The sequence below is a fragment of the Achromobacter deleyi genome, from assembly GCF_016127315.1.
Classification (GTDB): domain Bacteria; phylum Pseudomonadota; class Gammaproteobacteria; order Burkholderiales; family Burkholderiaceae_B; genus Achromobacter; species Achromobacter insuavis_A.
Genome location: NZ_CP065997.1, coordinates 6000852 through 6015319, shown reverse-complemented (window position 1 = coordinate 6015319; position 14468 = coordinate 6000852). Strand labels below are relative to the sequence as shown.

Annotated in this window: 12 protein-coding genes; 8 read left to right on the top strand and 4 right to left on the bottom strand. The window is 68.9% G+C overall.

The window, feature by feature from the left end; translation table 11 throughout:
* Positions 1-17 precede the first annotated feature (17 nt).
* A complete protein-coding gene (locus I6I07_RS27045; protein ID WP_198484427.1) occupies positions 18-1511 on the bottom strand; it encodes a M81 family metallopeptidase in 1494 nt (497 codons plus the stop codon).
* Positions 1512-1529: 18 nt separating this feature from the next.
* Entirely contained in the window at positions 1530-2831 is a 1302-nt protein-coding gene (locus I6I07_RS27040; RefSeq protein ID WP_198484426.1) for an MFS transporter, read from the bottom strand.
* A gap of 219 nt (positions 2832-3050) precedes the next feature.
* On the opposite strand from I6I07_RS27040, the gene I6I07_RS27035 reads away from it, so the two are divergent.
* Entirely contained in the window at positions 3051-3965 is a 915-nt protein-coding gene (locus I6I07_RS27035) for a LysR family transcriptional regulator (protein ID WP_198484425.1), read from the top strand.
* A 241-nt stretch (positions 3966-4206) separates the two neighbouring features.
* Positions 4207-4791 (top strand): spermidine N1-acetyltransferase, encoded by a 585-nt coding sequence (gene speG, locus I6I07_RS27030; protein WP_198484424.1) that lies wholly within the window; start codon positions 4207-4209, stop codon positions 4789-4791.
* A 28-nt stretch (positions 4792-4819) separates the two neighbouring features.
* Here the strand turns inward: speG and I6I07_RS27025 are convergent, their stop codons facing one another.
* A complete protein-coding gene (locus I6I07_RS27025) occupies positions 4820-7243 on the bottom strand; it encodes a heavy metal translocating P-type ATPase (RefSeq protein WP_198484423.1) in 2424 nt (807 codons plus the stop codon).
* Between the two features lie 97 nt (positions 7244-7340).
* Here I6I07_RS27025 and cadR point away from each other — a divergent pair, with 97 nt between their 5' ends.
* Positions 7341-7775, top strand: coding sequence for a Cd(II)/Pb(II)-responsive transcriptional regulator (gene cadR / locus I6I07_RS27020; protein WP_054432250.1), 435 nt, complete (start codon positions 7341-7343; stop codon positions 7773-7775).
* Positions 7776-7904: 129 nt separating this feature from the next.
* On the top strand, positions 7905-8498 hold the full coding sequence (locus I6I07_RS27015) for a nitroreductase family protein (RefSeq protein WP_198484422.1): 594 nt from the start codon (positions 7905-7907) through the stop codon (positions 8496-8498).
* Between the two features lie 61 nt (positions 8499-8559).
* On the opposite strand, the gene I6I07_RS27010 is transcribed toward I6I07_RS27015, so the two are convergent.
* On the bottom strand, positions 8560-8886 hold the full coding sequence (locus I6I07_RS27010; protein WP_198484421.1) for a hypothetical protein: 327 nt from the start codon (positions 8884-8886) through the stop codon (positions 8560-8562).
* Positions 8887-9055: 169 nt separating this feature from the next.
* On the opposite strand from I6I07_RS27010, the gene I6I07_RS27005 reads away from it, so the two are divergent.
* The 4 genes from I6I07_RS27005 (at position 9056) to I6I07_RS26990 (ending at position 14468) form a co-directional block, all read left to right on the top strand.
* A complete protein-coding gene (locus tag I6I07_RS27005) occupies positions 9056-9568 on the top strand; it encodes a sigma-70 family RNA polymerase sigma factor (RefSeq protein ID WP_198484420.1) in 513 nt (170 codons plus the stop codon).
* On the top strand, positions 9565-10536 hold the full coding sequence (locus I6I07_RS27000; protein WP_035361397.1) for a FecR domain-containing protein: 972 nt from the start codon (positions 9565-9567) through the stop codon (positions 10534-10536). Before I6I07_RS27005 ends, I6I07_RS27000 begins: the two co-directional genes overlap by 4 nt.
* Before the next feature lie 61 nt (positions 10537-10597).
* Positions 10598-12994 carry a TonB-dependent siderophore receptor gene (locus tag I6I07_RS26995; protein ID WP_198484419.1) on the top strand — a complete coding sequence of 799 codons (2397 nt, stop codon included), beginning with the start codon at positions 10598-10600 and terminating at the stop codon, positions 12992-12994.
* 241 nt (positions 12995-13235) lie between these two features.
* On the top strand, positions 13236-14468 hold the full coding sequence (locus tag I6I07_RS26990; RefSeq protein ID WP_061071585.1) for a 3-methyl-2-oxobutanoate dehydrogenase (2-methylpropanoyl-transferring) subunit alpha: 1233 nt from the start codon (positions 13236-13238) through the stop codon (positions 14466-14468).

Below are 14468 nucleotides of genomic sequence, written 5' to 3'. Positions count from 1 at the left end.
AGGCCGGCGCGTTGGCGTCAGAACGAGAACGCCGGTCCCAGCGGCTTGATGCGGATGCCGGGTTGCAGGCGGGTCCAGGGCAGGTCGGCGGGATCGGCCTGCATCGGGCCGGGCGCCTTGGCCACCAGCACGTCCTGGGCGATCGGCTGGAAGTCGGCGCGGAAATGCACCGAGCTCTTGACCACCAGGATCGCCATCTCCTCGGGCTGCACGCCGCCGACGCGGAACAGGTTGCGGTCCAGCATCTGCGTCTTGGTGGCGCTGACCACCACGCGCACGCCGCCCAGCCGCAGGCCGGCCACCGCCTCCAGATCCACGTCCATGCCGTTCATCATCGGGCCGTCGAAACGCAGCTTGCCCGGCGACAGGGTCTCGACCATGAACTCGCCCTCGAAGGGCGCGTCCCCGGCCACGCCGGACTGCCCGCCCAGGCGCAGCCTGACCTTGTTGCCGATGCCGGCGGCGGTCGCCTGGCGCACCGCCTCGGGGTCATAGAACAGGCCCAGCGCGGCGTTCTGCGCGTTGGCCTCGACCAGTGCGCGCAGCATGCCGGTGGTGTTGGCGTCGCCGCCCGCGCCCGGGTTGTCCTGGGTGTCGGCGATGACCACGGGACGCGAAGCGCCGGCCGCGAGCGCCTGGGCGCGCTTGACGGCGTCGGCCGGCGCCAGGAAGTCGGGCGACCATTGCGGTTCGAGTTCCAGCACGCGCTGGTACAGCGCCTCGGTCACGCGCTCGACCGCGTCGGCGTCGGTGCCATAGGCCCACACCACCGGCCCGCATTCGGGGAAGTCGGCGGCCGGAAAGCCCGGCGCGAACGAGATCGAGGCCACGCCCGGCGTCTGCTCCAGGCGTTCCAGTTCCTGGTACACGCCCTGCGACGGCTGCAGCATCGTGCACATGCCGTTGATCGGAATCAGGAAGGGCAGGCGGCGTTCGGCGCGCACCCACTTGCCGCCGGCCGCGACGCGCGCGGCCAGCAGGCGCGCGGCGTGCTCGCCGGTCACCGCCATGTCCACGTGCGGATAGGTGCGGAAGGCGGCCAGGGCATCGGCCTCGCGCAGCATCTGCGCGGTGACGTTGGCGTGCAGGTCGAGGCTGGCGACCACCGGCAGGCCGGGGCCGACCAGGGCGCGCACCCGCGCCAGCAGCTCGCCTTCGCCGTCGTCCAGGTGCTCGGCCACCATGGCGCCATGCAGGTCCAGGTAGATGGCGTCGAAGCCGCCGGCGCGCGCCGCGTCGACGATCTCGCCGGCGATGCGTTCATAGGCGTCGCGGGTGACGTGGGCCGACGGGCTGGCGCCGGCCCAGATCACCGTGCGCACGGTGTGGCCCTGCGCCAGGGCGGCGTTGATGAAGCCGCCGGCGGGGATGTTGACCTCGCGCAGCGCCAGCATGTCGTCGCCGCGCACCATGGCGGGAAAGCCCTCGCCGCGCACGAAGTTCTCGTAGGCCGCCTTGGACGGCGCGAAGGTATTGGTCTCGTGCTGGAAGCCAGCCACCAGAATGTGCATGATCGATTCCTTGGAGCGTCAGGCGCGCGCGGGCGCGGATTGGGGAGGGCGATTCACCAGCAGCAGCAGGGCGCCGGCCACCAGCAGGGCGGAGATCGCGTACAGGCCGCCGGACAGGCTGCCGGTGCTTTCCTTGATCCAGCCGATGATGGACGGGCTGAGAAAGCCGCCCAGCAAGCCGATGCTGTTGATCAGCGCGATGCCGCCCGCCGCGGCTTCCCCTTGCAGGTACTGCGACGGAATCGCCCAGAATACCGTGTAGGCGGCCCACATGAAGCCGGTGGCCAGCGTGATGGCCGTCAGGGATAGCGCGAATTGCGTCGGCGCCGCGGTGGCGATGCACAGCGCCACGCCGGCCAGCAGCGCGGGCACCAGCGTGTGCCAGCGGCGTTCGCGCATGCGGTCGGAACTGCGCGCGAACCCCAGCATGAAGACCGCCGCGGCCATGTAGGGGATCGCCGAATACAGGCCGATCTGCATGGTGTCCTGCACTCCCGCCAGCTTGAGCAGCGTCGGCAGCCAGAAGCTGACGGCGTAGATGCCGCAGATCAGGCAGAAGTAGGTCAGCGCCATGCCGTAGATGGCCGGGTCGCGCAGCACCTGGGCGAAGGCGTGCTTCTTGTGTTCGCCGCGGCTGTCCAGGTCGGCGGCCAGCAGCGCCTTTTCCTCGGCGCTGAGCCAGCGCGCCTCGGCCGGCTTGTCGTCCAGGTAGCGGAAGGCGATCACGCCCAGCAGCACGCAGGGAAGGCCTTCCAGCAGGAACATCCATTGCCAGCCGTCCAGGCCATGCGCGCCGGAGAAGGCCGTCATGATCCAGGCCGAGACCGGGCCGCCGACGATGCCGCCGATCGGGCCGGCCAGCATCACCACCGCCATGACGCCGGCCATGCGCGACTGCGAATACCAGTAGGTCAGGTAGAAGATCATGCCGGGGGCGAAGCCGGCCTCGAACACGCCCAGCATGAAGCGCAGGACGTAGAAGCTCCATTCGCCCTGCACGAACAGCATCGAGGCCGAGGTCAGGCCCCACAGCACCATGATGCGGCTGATGGTGCGGCGTGCGCCGATGCGCGTCAGCAGCAGGTTGCTGGGCACCTCGAACATCACGTAGCCGAGAAAGAAGATGCCCGCGCCCAGGCCGTAGACGGCGTCGGAAATGCCGATGTCCTGCTGCATCTGCAGCTTGGCGAAGCCGATGTTGATGCGGTCCAGGTAGGCGAACACATAACAGAGCAGCAGGAACGGCAGCAGGCGCCAGGTGATCTTGCGATAGAGCGGAGCCAGGCGCGGATCGGCGCCTGGCGTGGCCTGATGGGGCATTGCGTGTCTCCTCGCGGGCGGGTCTGCGCCCGCCGCGGTGGTTGGGGTGGCGGCGGTTCCCGGGGCGGGTCCGCGCGGCGTCCATATTGCGAGCACGCAGTGTTCGAAACAATGACCTGGGTGATAAATTATCGTTGCCTTCAGGGCAACGAAAAAACGACGCCGCGGCCATGCTGCCCGGCGTCTGGATGTCCATGGCAAAACATACAGGGGGGAGTGATGGCGGAAATCAGCCAGACACGGTTGAAGTACTTCAACGAGGTCGTGGCCTGTGGCTCGATCCGCGGCGCGGCCGACAAGCTCGGCACCGCGCCGTCGGTCATCAGCCGCCAGATCCAGCTGCTGGAAAAGGAACTGGGCGTGGCCCTGTTCGAGCGCCGCGCGCGCGGCCTGACGCCGACCGAGGCCGCCGATATGCTGCTGGAGTACCACCGCGCCTGTCGCGCGCAGCAGGAGCACCTGAACGCCCGCCTGCAGGAACTGCGCGGCATGCGGCGCGGCAACGTGCACCTGATGATCAGCGAAGGCTTCATCGACAGCCTGATGGAGCACGTGGTGGGGCCGTTCTGCATCGAGCATCCGCGCATCAACATCAGCGTCAACGTCGGCTCGGTCAACGAGGTGGTCGAGGCCGTGGCCAGCGATGCCGCCCATATCGGCCTGGCCTACAACCCGCCGGTGGATCCGCGGCTGCGCTGCCGCGCCAGCCGCAAGCACCCGGTCTGCCTGCTGGCGGCGCGCGACCATGCGCTGGCGCGGCGCCGCGCGCCGCTCACCATCGCCGACATCCTGCCGTATCCGTTCGCGCTGATGTCCGCGCCGTATGGCCTGCGCCAGGCGGTGGACCTGCTGGAGTTCACCGAACGCATCCACCTGACGCCCAGCCTGACCACCAATTCGCTGCGCGTGCTCAAGCAGTATGCGATCAGCGGCGCCGGGGTGACGCTGATGCCGAACCTGGGCGTGCACCATGAATTGGCCAGCGGCGAACTGGTGGCGCTGCCGATCGCGCATCCGATCCTCAGCGCGCCCGAATGCCAGATGCTGCTGCGGCTCGGGCGGCCGCTGTCATCGGCCGCCAACGAGGTGGTGCGACGCATCGAGCAACGTCTGCCGGCGTTCGCGGCGCCATGAGGGCGGCGTGTCCCAGCCGGGGCGGGGGCGTGGTGAGGAAGGGTGTCGTGCAACGCTGAGGGGCGGGCGTATTTCGTTACCGGTGCGACGGGGATTCCGATTTGGAATCAAGCATTCATGCGCTTTTTCAGGTAATTCTCTGCCGGAGGCCAATGAATAAGCCATTCTTTCAATGAAATCACCATGTAACAGGCGTTTCAAGGCAGCGTAAGCTACAATGGACGCACTTTCGGAGGTTTCTATGTCGGTAATATCCGATATCAAAATACGCCCCCTGGAGCGCGGCGACCTGCACTTCGTGCACAAGATCAACAATAACGACGTCATCATGCGTTATTGGTTCGAAGAGCCTTACGAGGCCTACGACGAACTGGTCGCCCTCTATGACCGCCACTTGCACGACCAGAACGAGCGGCGCTTCATCATCGAGCACGACACCGGCCAGCCGGCCGGCCTGGTGGAACTGGTGGAAATCGACTACATCCACCGTCGCGCCGAATTCCAGATCATCATCGCGCCCAGCTACCAGGGCCGCGGCTACGCCAAGGCCGCCACCCGCATCGCGGTGGGCTATGCCTTCCGCGTGCTGAACCTGCACAAGGTCTACCTGGTGGTGGACAAGGACAACAGCGCCGCCGTCCACGTCTACGAGCGTTGCGGCTTCCAGATCGAAGGGCTGCTCAAGGAAGAGTTCTTTTCCAACGGCACCTACCGCGACGCCTACCGCATGGCGCTGCTGCAGCACGACCACCTGCGCGACGTCGGCCCAGGCGCGCCGGACGCGCCGGTGCTGCGCGACTGGCCGCAGGAAGAGCAGACCGGCTGACGGACGGCGCGACGCCGCGCCGCCTGCTTCAGGCCGTCTGCGGCGCGGCCCGCAACAGCCGCAGCCCGTTGGCCACCACCAGCAGGCTGGCGCCGACGTCGGCGAACACCGCCATCCACAGCGTGGCGTTGCCGGTCATCGCCAGGGTCAGGAACACGGCCTTGATGCCGAGCGCCAGGGCGATGTTCTGGATCAGCACGCTGTGGGTGGCGCGCGACAGGCGCAGGAAGGTGCCGATCTTGCGCAGGTCGTCGTCCATCAGCGCCACGTCGGCCGTCTCGATGGCGGTGCCGGTGCCGGCCGCGCCCATGGCGAAGCCGATGTCGGCGCGGGCCAGGGCCGGGGCGTCGTTGATGCCGTCGCCGACCATGCCGACCTTGCCCGACGGCGCCAGCTTGCTTTCGATGGCGGCCAGCTTGTCTTCGGGCAACTGGTCGCCGCGCGCTTCGTCGATGCCGACCTGGCGCGCGATGGCCTGCGCCGTGGGCGTGTTGTCGCCCGTCAGCATCAGGGTGCGCACGCCCAGCGCGTGCAGGTCGGCGATGGCGGCCGCGCTGGTGGGCTTGACCGTGTCGGCCACCGCCGCCAGCGCCAGCACGCGCTGGCCGTCGCTGAGCGCGATGGCGCTCTTGCCTTGCTGTTCCAGTGCGTCGAGGCGGGCCTCCAGCTTGGCGTCCGACACGCCCAGCTCACGCATCAGGCGGCGGTTGCCCAGCTGGAACACCACGCCATCCACCTTGCCGCTGACGCCGCGGCCGGGCAGGGCGGTGAAGTCGTCCACGTCCAGCAGCGCCTTGCCGGCGTCGCGCGCGGCGTTGGCCACCGCCAGCGACACCGGGTGGTCGGAGCGGGCGGCCAGGCTGGCGGCGATCAACGCCGCGGGTTGGCGCGTCAGGTCGGAGACGTCCCAGTCCTGCAGGTCGGTCTGCACCGGCTTGCCGTGGGTCAGCGTGCCGGTCTTGTCCAGCGCCAGCCACTTCAGGTTGCGGCCTTCTTCCAGGTACACGCCGCCCTTGACCAGGATGCCGCGGCGCGAGGCCGCCGTCAGGCCGCTGACGATGCTGACCGGCGTGGAGATCACCAGGGCGCAGGGGCAGGCGATGATGAGCAGCGCCAGCGCCCGGTAGATCGCGTCGAACCAGGGCTGGCTCCACAGCAGCGGCGGCAGGACCGCCACCAGCACGGCTACGCCGACCACCACGGGCGTGTAGATGCGCGAGAAGCGGTCGATGAAGCGCTGGGTCGGGGCGCGCGCGCCCTGGGCCTGTTCGACCGCGTGGATGATGCGCGCCAGAGTGGTGTTGCCGGCCGCCGCGGTGACGCGGTAGTCGAACGAGCCGGCCGCGTTGACGGTGGCGGCGTAGACCGGGTCGCCTTCGGCCTTTTCGACCGGCAGGCTTTCGCCGGTGATGGGGGATTGGTCCACCGCGGAGCGCCCGCTGACGATGATGCCGTCGGCGGCGATGCGCTCGCCCGGCCGCACCCGCACCACGTCGTCGACCTGCAGTTGCGCCGCCGGCATCTGTTTCCAGGCGCCGTTGGCCTGGCGCACGGTGGCGGTTTCGGGCGCCAGGTCGAGCAGGCCGCGGATGGCGTTGCGGGCGCGGTCGAGCGAGCGCGCCTCAATCAGTTCGGCGACGTTGAAGAGGAACATCACCATGGCCGCTTCCGGCCACTGGCCGATCAGCACCGCGCCGGTGACGGCGATGCTCATGAGCGCGTTGATGTTGAGGTTGCCGTTGCGCACGGCGATCCAGCCCTTGCGATAGGTGCTGATGCCGCAGGCGAGGATGGCGGCGACCGCCAGCGCGGCGGTGACGCCCCAGTGCATGCCGGCGAAATGCGAGGCCTCGGACAGGCCGGCGAGCACGCCGGCGCCGCCGATGGCCCACCAGTTGACGCGCGCGGCCGCCGGGGCCGGGGTGCGCGCGGCGCCCTCGGCCAGCGGTTCGGGCGTCATGCCCAGCGACTTGATGGCGGCGGTGATGCGGTCCAGCGCGCCCTCGGCGTGCACCACCGTCAGGATGCGCTGCATCAGGTTGAAGTCCAGCGCGTGCACGCCGTCGACGCTGTCGAGCTTCTTGCGGATCAGCGTTTCCTCGGTCGGGCAGTCCATCTGGCCGATGCGCAGGCGGGCCAGCAACTGGCCCGGGCCGGCCTGCAGCACGGCCGCGCCGCCGGCGGACATCTGGATGTCGCCGGCATCGTGGCCGCAGCAGGCCGAGGCGCCATGGCCGTGGCCATGGTCGTGGGACGGCTTCTGGCCGTGATCGTGGTCGTGCGAATGCGCCGGAGCATGATCGTCGCCCTGGCCGTGCGAGTGCGCATGGCCATGATCGTGGTCATGCCCATGGTCATGTCCGCCGGACTGGGCCGGGGCCTTGGCGCCGCAGCAGGCGTCCGGCTGCCCGGGCGTGGTGTGATCGGTATGTTTGTTCGTTGCGCAAGACATTCTGGTTGCCTTTTCGTAAGCCGTTGACCGTATTCCACACCTTGGAGTTACTATAGGGTCAACCCCTTTGATCCATCGGATGCGTCCGGGAGGCATGATGCGTATCGGCGAATTGGCCACGGCGGCCGGCACCACGGTCGAAACCGTCAGGTATTACGAGAAGGAAGGGCTGCTGCCCGCCCCGGAGCGCGGCCTGAACAACTACCGCAGCTACGGCCAGACGCACCTGGAGCGCCTGCGGCTGATCCGCAACTGCCGCGCGCTGGACATGACGCAGGACGAGATCCGCGCCATCCTGTCGCTGGCCGACAATCACCAGACTGGATGCGGCCCCATTAATGAACTGTTCGACGAGCACATTTCCCATGTGGACGAGCGCATCGCCGAACTGACCCAGTTGAAGACGCAATTGACCGATCTGCGCCAGCGCTGCCTGTCGGCGCGGCCCGATACGGAAGACTGCGGCATCCTGCACGGCCTGTCGGAAATGCAGGTCGAGGAACGCCAGGAACGCCATACCCACCTGGGTTGAATCCGCCAGTCGCCATGCGCCGGGCAGGGGGATAGCCGTCCCCCGCGCGGCCATGGCGTAATATGAGAACCCTTCTCTTTCCCATTTGGGAACCCCGCCCATCCCGGTATCCCATTCACGCCTTGCCCCATGACCCAGACCACCACCATCACCCCGCTGCACGCCATCACCTCGCGCCGTTCCGTGAAGTTCCTGCGGGGCCCGGCGCCCAAACCCGCCGAGCTCGAACAGATCCTGCAGGCCGCGATGTCGGCCCCCGACCACGGCGCGCTGCGCCCGTGGCGTTTCGTGGTGATCCAGGGCGAGGCCATCGGCAAGCTGGCCGACGTGGCGCTGGAGGCCGTCAAGCGCAGCGGCGATCCGCGCATGACGCCGGAAAAGGAAAAGTCGGTGCGTGAGTGGATGGCGGCCGTGCCGTTGTTCGTCGCCGTGGCGCAGAAGATCGCCCACGACAACAGCAAGATCCCCGAGGCCGAGCAACTGCTGGCCACCGGCTGCGCCACCATGAACATCCTGAACGCGGCCCACATGCTGGGCTACGGCGCGTTCTGGAGCACCGGCATCGGCACCTACGTCGAGGATGTGCAGGCCGCGCTGGGCCTGGATTCGCTGGACTACCGCTTCCTCGGCTTCCTGGCGATCGGCACGCCGGCGTGCGCGGTGCCGCCGGCCAACCGCCCGGACTACCGCGAGTTCGTCACCGAGTGGACCGGTCCGCTCTGAGGCGCGTCGTGGCGCGATGAGAAAACCGGCCGCTGGCCGGTTTTTTTTTGGCGCGCGTCGCCTACCGGTGTGACGCGATCGGCCGGAAGGCCGCGCGCACGAGTTTCTCCAGGCCCCAGCCCGTGAAATAGAAGAGGGCCAGCGTTGGCAGCCCGATCAGCAGATAGCCGCCGACCCAGGACAGCTCACCGAGCAGCCGGTCCAGGTTCAGCTCGTGCAGCAGGGCAAGCTGCAAGGCCAATGGCAATTGCAGCAGCACGAAGCGGCCCTTGTCGTCGCCGTCGGCGGACAGCGCGCCGGCGATGCAGAGGATGACGATGGCGAGGTAGAGCGCGGCAAACACGATGCCGGTCCAGCTGAACCCTTTCGAGGCGGTCAATCCAGGCACGTTGGTTTCCTGGGGAATTGGAAGCCGCAAGTATAGAGGTCGGCCAGATGCGGTCCACCGGGCCACGCCGACGTTGCTCGTCGTCCGGCTTCACGGGGCAGGCTTGCGCGGTCATCAATAAATGACAATAATTCTTATTGTTGATTAGCCCGCCCTCCCATTCCCCGCCATGTCCCATCCTGCGCAGCCGACGCCGCACACCGCCGCCCAGCTGTACGAGGCCCATCATCCGTGGTTGCAGGAATGGCTGCGCCGCCGGCTGGGTTGCCGCCACGATGCCGCCGACCTGGCGCATGACACCTTCGTGCGGGTGCTGGCCGGCCGCCCGACCGAGCCGATCCTCGAACCCCGCGCGTTCCTGACCACGCTGGCGCAGCGCACGTTGTACACGTTCTGGCGCCGCCGCGAACTCGAGCGCGCCTATCTCGACAGCCTCGAGGCCCTGCCGCATGCCTGCGTTCCCAGCGAAGAGCAGCGCGCGCTGGTGGTCGAGGCCCTGATGCAGATCGACCGGGCCTTGCAGCGCCTGCCGGCGCGCGCCCGCCAGGTCTTCCTCCTGAGCCAGTTGCACGAGCTGACCTATCCCCAGATCGCCGAACGCCTCGGCGTATCCGCCATCACCGTCAGGCGCTGTATGAAGCAGGCCGTCACGCTGTGCGTGGCGGCGCGCCTGGCCGCATGAGCGCGCCCGCGCTGCCGGCGGCCGTCGAGGCCGCGGTCGACTGGATGGTGCTGCTGTCGTCGGGCGAGGCGGCCGAGGCCGATCGCGCTCGCTTCGAGGCCTGGTTCCAGGCCGATCCGCGCCACGCCGCCGCCTGGGAGATGGTTGCCGGCGCCGTCAAGACCACTTTCGCGCCGCTGAGCGACGGCGCCTCGGTCCAGGCCGCGGGCGCGGCGTTGCTGGCGCCGGTCTCGCGCCGCCGCGCGTTGCGCAATGCCCTGATGCTGGCGCTGGCGGCCGGCGGGCTGGCCGCGCTGGCCGACCGCCAGACGCCGTTGCGGACCCTGGCCGCCGACCTGCGCACCGGGACGGGCGAACGCCACACCTATCCGCTGCCGGACGGCAGCGAGGTCACCCTGAATGCGCGTTCCGCCGTCGACCTGGCGTTCGATGGCCGCGCCCGCGTGCTGCGGCTGCGCGCGGGCGCGGTGTACGTGCGGGTCGCGGCCGACGCCGCGCGGCCCTTCATCGTCGCCAGTCCCGATGGCGAAGTGCAGGCGCTGGGCACGGTGTTCGGCGTGGCGCGCGACGAGCAGGGCAGCGTCGCCTGTGTGATCGAGCACAGCGTCGAAGTCCGGGCGGCGGGCCAGCGGCGCGTCCTGGTGGCGGGCGAGGGCGCGCGCTTCGGCGCCGGCGGGATCGACGCGCCGGATGCCGCGCTGGCCGAGACCGCGGCCTGGCACGACGGCATGCTGGTGGTGCGCGACCAGCCGCTGGGCGCGGTGGTGGCGGCGTTGCGGCCCTACCGGCGCGGCTTCCTGCGCATTTCCCCCGAGGCCGCGCGCTTGCGGGTGCTGGGCGCCTTCCCGCTGGACGATACCGATCGCGTGCTGGAATCCCTGCGCCAGACCCTGCCGATCGAAGTCGGCGGGCTGGGCGGCTGGCTCGTCAGCATCGACCTGCGCGCCGATGCCGCCGAAAAAAAATGATCGCTTGCGGCGGGCTCGCTGGACATACCTCCTGAAGCACCCCCTTGTCGCAGGAGACTCCATGTTCCCCGTTCGTCCCGCGCCGCAGCTGGCGGCCGCGTTCCTCATTGCCCTGGCCGCGCCGGCCGGCATCGCCCAGGCCCAGGCGGGCGCCCAATCGGGCGCGCCGCAACGCTACGATCTGCCCGCCGCGCCGCTGGCCGAGACCCTGACCCGCATCGCGCGCCAGAGCGGCCACGCGGTGTCGGTCGATCCGGCGCTGGTGGCGGGCCGCCAGGCCCCGGCCGTGGCCGGCACCTACACCGCCGAGCAGGCCTTGCGCCAGGCGCTGGCGGGCAGCGGCCTGGAGTTGCGCATCACCGCCAATGGCACCTTCAGCGCGCGGCCCCTGCCGCAGGCGGGCGGGGCAACCTTGCTGGAACCGGTGCGCGTGACCGGCGCGGCGGAATCGCCCTCCGGCCCGCTGCACGGCTACGCCGCCCGTGTCAGCGCCACCGGCACCAAGACCGACACGCCCATCATCGAGACGCCGCAGTCGATCACGGTGGTCGGCGCCGAGGAGATCGAGACGCTCAAGGCGCAAAGCCTGCAGGATGCGCTGGGCTACGTGGCGGGCGTGAGCCGCGCCGAGGGCCAGGATCGCACCTCCGACAGCCTGTTCCTGCGCGGCTTTCGCGGCAGCCAGGGCAACTACTATCGCGATGGCACGCTGTACACCGTGAACATCTACAACGGACGGCAGGAACTGTACGGGCTGGAACGGGTCGAGTTCCTCAAGGGCGCCGCCTCGGTGCTCTACGGCGCGGCGCCGCCGGGCGGTGTCATCAACACGGTCAGCAAGCGGCCCACGACCGAGCCGCTGCATGAACTGAACGTCGAGGCGGGCAACTTCCGCCGCAAGCAGATCTCCGGCGACTTCGGCGGCGCGCTCGATGACGAGGGCAAATGGTCTTACCGCCTGACCGCCCTCAAGCGCGACAGCGATACCTTCATCGATCACGTGCCGGACGACCGGACCTACGTGGCCCCGGCCCTCAAGTGGCAACCCAGCGACGCCACCTCGCTGACCCTGCTGGCGGAATACCAGGAGGACCGCACGGTCTACGTCTATGGCCTGCCTGGCCAGGGCACGGTGCTGCCCAACCCCAATGGCAGGATTCCGCGCAATCGCTTCACGGGCGAACCGGGCTTCGACAAGTTCATCATGAAGCGCTATTCGATCGGCTACCTGTTCGAACACGCGTTCACGGACCAGCTCAAGCTGCGCAACAGCGTGCGCTACTTCCACGCGGACAGCACCTATTTCTCCACCGACATCTGGCAGTTGCAGGCCGACCAGCGCCACACCGCCGATCGCGGCGCGATGCCGCGCTGGGACCGGTCGTCGGCGGTCGTGGCCGACACATCGCTGCAGTACGACGCCACGACCGGCCCGCTGCGCCACACGCTGCTGGCGGGCCTGGACTACTCGCTGCCCAAGCACGAGACCGAGCGCTACCTGCGCAGCAACACCAACATCGACCTCTATGACCCGGTCTATGGCGTCCCCCTGGGGCCGGCTACGCCGTTTCCGTGGTCGTCCTCGAAAACCGACATGAAGCGCCTGGGGGTCTACCTGCAGGACCAGATCAAGATCGCCGATAAGTGGGTGCTGCTGCTGGGCGGTCGGCATGACTGGGTCACGGTCAACGAACGCAATTTCTTCACCGGCGAAAAGGTCGCGGACAACGAAAAGAGCCAGGCCTTCACCGGCCGCGCCGGCGTCGTCTACCTGGCCGACAATGGCCTGGCGCCGTTCCTGAGCTACAGCGAATCGTTCGAGCCGACCAGCGGCCAGGACCGCCAGGGCAGCCGTTTCAAGCCCACCACCGGCGAGCAATACGAAGCGGGCCTGCGCTATCAGCCGGCCGGGTCGGACACCATGCTGTCGGCGGCGGTGTACCAACTGACGCGCAAGAACGTGAACGTGGCCGACCCGTTCGATACCAACTACGAAATCCAGGCCGGCCAGGCGCGCACCCGCGGGCTGGAGCTGGAGGCGCGCACCCGCGTCGGCCGCCACGCCAACCTGATCGCCGCCTACGCCTACACCGATGCGCGCACGCTGAAAGCCAGCCCGCTGCAACCGGACGAGGTCGGCAAGCGCCTGAACTCGGTGCCCTTCAACCAGTTCTCGGTCTGGGGCGACTACGGCTTCGGCGCCTTCGGCCTGCCGGGGCTGCGGGTCGGCGCGGGCGTGCGCTACGTCGGCAGCACGCGCGGCATGGCGCATGGCACGGCGGTCGAGGTGCCGTCCTTCACGCTGTTCGACGCCATGGTCAGCTACACCACCGGGCCATGGCGGTTCGCGCTCAACGCCACCAACCTGGCCGACAAGACCTACATCGGCAGTTGCACCTACGGCTGCTTCTACGGCGAGCCGCGGCGGGTGATCGGCACGGCGACCTACCGCTGGTAGTCCCCGGGGCGGGCGGCAGGGCGCAACGCCCTGTTGACGCGCCCGGCGGCCCTGGACCACCGCGGGTAGCGAGGCCCGGCGCGGCCCCTGTCTCGGGGCCGCGCCCTGTGCTACTCTGGCTCCCGGCCGTGCATGATTATCCCTTTGCAGCGGCCGACGATGGCAATGTCCGAGGTCACCCCCTTGGGCAGTGTCTTGGTAAGAAGAATGCGCATGACACGATCAAGCGTGGAGACAATTCATGAGCCAATACGGGCCGCTGAAGTTGCACGTCCCCGAGCCTACCGGGCGTCCGGGTTGCAAGACCGACTTTTCCTACCTGCGCCTGTCGCCGCCCGGCGAGGTGCCCAAACCCCCCATTGATGTCGCCGCGATCGACACCGGCAACCTGGCCTACAGCCTGGTGCGGGTCATCGACGACGACGGCCGCGCCGTCGGCCCGTGGGCGCCGGAGATCAGCGACGAGCTGCTGCGCCGTGGCATGCGCACCATGCTCAAGACGCGCATCTTCGACGGCCGCATGCTGACGGCCCAGCGCAAGAAGAAGATCTCCTTCTACATGCAGAGCCTGGGCGAAGAGGCCATCGGCTCGGCCCATGCGCTGGCGCTGGAGCAGGGCGACATGTGTTTCCCGACTTACCGCCAGCAGAGCATCCTGCTGGCGCGCGACGTGTCGCTGGTGACCATGATGTGCCAGCTGATGTCCAACGAGCGCGACCCGCTCAAGGGGCGCCAGCTGCCGGTGATGTATTCCGACCGCGAGAACGGCTTCTTCACCATCTCGGGCAACCTGGCCACGCAGTTCATCCAGGCGGTGGGCTGGGGCATGGCCTCGGCCATCAAGGGCGACACGCGCATCGCGTCCGGCTGGATCGGCGACGGCGCCACCGCCGAGGCGGACTTCCATACCGCGCTGACCTTCGCCCACGTGTACCGCGCGCCGGTGATCCTGAACGTGGTCAACAACCAGTGGGCCATCTCGACCTTCCAGGCCATCGCCGGGGGCGAGGGCGCGACCTTCGCCGGCCGCGGCGTGGGCTGCGGCATCGCCTCGCTGCGGGTCGACGGCAACGATTTCCTGGCGGTGTATTCCGCCTCGCGCTGGGCCGCCGAACGCGCGCGCAGCAATCTCGGCCCCACCCTGATCGAATGGGTGACCTACCGCGCGGGCCCGCACTCCACCTCCGACGACCCCTCCAAGTACCGTCCCGGCGACGACTGGAGCCACTTCCCGCTGGGCGACCCGATCGAGCGCTTCAAGAAGCACCTGATCCTGCGTGGCATCTGGTCCGACGCCGAGCACGACGCGGTGCGCGCCGAGCTCGACGCCGAGATCCAGGCGGCGCAAAAGGAAGCGGAAAGCTACGGCACCCTGGTGGACGGCCACGTCCCCAGCGCCGCCAGCATCTTTGAAGACGTCTACAAGGACATGCCGGAGCACCTGCGCCGGCAACGTCAGCAGCTCGGAGTGTGA

Bases quoted from the DNA above. Each gene is read 5' to 3' on its own strand.
- I6I07_RS27045 (WP_198484427.1), bottom strand. From the start codon at position 1,511: ATGCACATTCTGGTGGCTGGCTTCCAGCACGAGACCAATACCTTCGCG.
- I6I07_RS27040 (WP_198484426.1), bottom strand. From the start codon at position 2,831: ATGCCCCATCAGGCCACGCCAGGCGCCGATCCGCGCCTGGCTCCGCTC.
- I6I07_RS27035 (WP_198484425.1), top strand. From the start codon at position 3,051: ATGGCGGAAATCAGCCAGACACGGTTGAAGTACTTCAACGAGGTCGTG.
- speG (WP_198484424.1), top strand. From the start codon at position 4,207: ATGTCGGTAATATCCGATATCAAAATACGCCCCCTGGAGCGCGGCGAC.
- I6I07_RS27025 (WP_198484423.1), bottom strand. From the start codon at position 7,243: ATGTCTTGCGCAACGAACAAACATACCGATCACACCACGCCCGGGCAG.
- cadR (WP_054432250.1), top strand. From the start codon at position 7,341: ATGCGTATCGGCGAATTGGCCACGGCGGCCGGCACCACGGTCGAAACC.
- I6I07_RS27015 (WP_198484422.1), top strand. From the start codon at position 7,905: ATGACCCAGACCACCACCATCACCCCGCTGCACGCCATCACCTCGCGC.
- I6I07_RS27005 (WP_198484420.1), top strand. From the start codon at position 9,056: ATGTCCCATCCTGCGCAGCCGACGCCGCACACCGCCGCCCAGCTGTAC.
- I6I07_RS27000 (WP_035361397.1), top strand. From the start codon at position 9,565: ATGAGCGCGCCCGCGCTGCCGGCGGCCGTCGAGGCCGCGGTCGACTGG.
- I6I07_RS26995 (WP_198484419.1), top strand. From the start codon at position 10,598: ATGTTCCCCGTTCGTCCCGCGCCGCAGCTGGCGGCCGCGTTCCTCATT.
- I6I07_RS26990 (WP_061071585.1), top strand. From the start codon at position 13,236: ATGAGCCAATACGGGCCGCTGAAGTTGCACGTCCCCGAGCCTACCGGG.